The sequence below is a fragment of the Deferrisoma palaeochoriense genome (assembly GCF_054656955.1).
The window spans coordinates 1-1720 of the sequence record NZ_BAAHXI010000148.1; the positions used below are offsets into that span (position 1 = coordinate 1).

The following is a 1720-nucleotide window of genomic DNA, read 5'->3' on the forward strand; positions in this document are numbered from 1 at the left end:
TCCTGGATCCGTGAGCGCTTTGGCCGTGCACGGGGGGTAGACCCTTTGGACGGGATCTTTCGCCCCCACCGAGCCCTGACGGCGTCGGTTCCAAGTTCTACAAAGAGGGTTTTACGGCCGCATGAGCCAACAATTCCTCCTGTGCAAGTGTGACAACTCCGCCCGGAAGGTAGACTGGGCCCTTCGGCCCCCTCTCGCCCCCCGGGTCAGCCACGCCTGGTTCGCGGGTTCAGACCGTGGCCGCCCACTCGTACGCCCGGGCGTAGGCCTCGAACGCCGGACAGTGGGCTCCAAATCGCAACCACCAGCGCCGCCCCCGTCGGACCACCCGCGCCGCCAGGTACATCAACTCCTGCATCACCGTGCGAAGCCGCCGACGCTCGGCCGGGTGCCGAACCGGCGCCCCCGGGCCCACCAACACCTTCTGCCCCAAGAGCCGCAGAAGGTTGTAGGCCACCACCCCCAACGACAGCACCAGCGCGTTCGTCCGGAACTTCCCGGACGGCAACCGCTCCAGGTTCAGATCGGTCTTGAACTCGCTGTGAAACTGCTCACTCGTCCCCCGGCCGTTGTACGCCTTGGCCACCTCGTCCCCGGGCCGATCCACCGAGGTCCACCAGCCCTCGATCTCGATCTCCGGGGTCAACAGAAGCTGCCCGTGCCGGTCGGCCTCCCGCCGCACCAGCCGCACCACCCGCCGAAACCGCAGGGTGCGCCCCTCCCAAGTGCGCTCCACGACCTCGTGGATCCACGCCGTTCGTTCGTGCGGACGCTTGGGATCTTCGGGCAACACGCACTTCTCCTTCTCCGCCCGCTCCCACCACACCACGGGATCCTGCTGGCGGGGGTTCCACTTCACGATCCAGTCCACCCACTCGCGCTCTTTCTCCAGCGCAACCAGGGTCTCCAAGGCATCATGGGCGCTGTCCAACCGCACCAGCACCCGCTGCCCCGGCCGCACGAGAGAACGCGCCCGGGTCAAAACCCTCTGCAAGAAGGGCACAAACTCCTTCTGACTATGCTGGCTCCCGGGCCGAAGCTCCATGCCCAGGCACCACCCTTCCCGCCCCAGGTAGGCCCCCAGGGCCAGGTACCCGGCAAATCCCTGATACGTGTACGACACCCCCTCCTTCTTCGTGCCCGAGTTGTCCAAGGCCGTGGCGTCGAGATCCAGCGGCACCCACCCCCCGGCCGTGGCGCTCACCGGCGCGCTCGTTTGCCGCAGGAGTTCCACGGCTTCGTCCTCCACCTCCCACCGAAACGCCTCGGGAAAGGCGTCGAGCCGCTGGCGTTGGGTCTCCGCCGAAGGGACGTGGCGCAACCCCAATGTCGTCTTGAACACCTTGTCCCCTCGCCGGTTCTGGATCGCCTCGAAATCCGGCTGCCCCAGCAGAAGGTTGCCGAGGAAGCTGATCACCACGTCGCCGCTGTCGATCACGCCGCCCGGCAAGCTCTTTCGGGCCCGCTGGCGCAGCGAGGTCTTTCGGTTCAGAAGCTGGCCAGCCAACGCCAGCCCCGCGTGGGACGTGAGGATCTCCCTTTGGGATTGAACGATACCGAACCGGATCATGGTGGCCCTCCGATTCACCGAAAAGGTGAACATTCCAGGCCACTATGTTAGCATGGAATCGGCAACAATATCCAGATGTTGCGTCGAATGTGCCTGCGCAAAAACGGTCGTTTCCAGATACTCGCAACCAGGTCTGTTCACGGATTCAGG

1 protein-coding gene is annotated in these 1720 nt (G+C 65.4%); it reads right to left on the bottom strand.

Going from position 1 to position 1720, the window contains the following annotated elements:
• Positions 1-229: 229 nt before the first annotated feature.
• Entirely contained in the window at positions 230-1570 is a 1341-nt protein-coding gene (locus ACYQ8L_RS18440) for an IS1380 family transposase (RefSeq protein ID WP_459943286.1), read from the bottom strand.
• Positions 1571-1720: the final 150 nt, after the last annotated feature.

What these genes read in the sequence shown, in the direction of transcription:
- ACYQ8L_RS18440 (WP_459943286.1), bottom strand. Translation starts at nt 1,570, where the DNA reads ATGATCCGGTTCGGTATCGTTCAATCCCAAAGGGAGATCCTCACGTCC.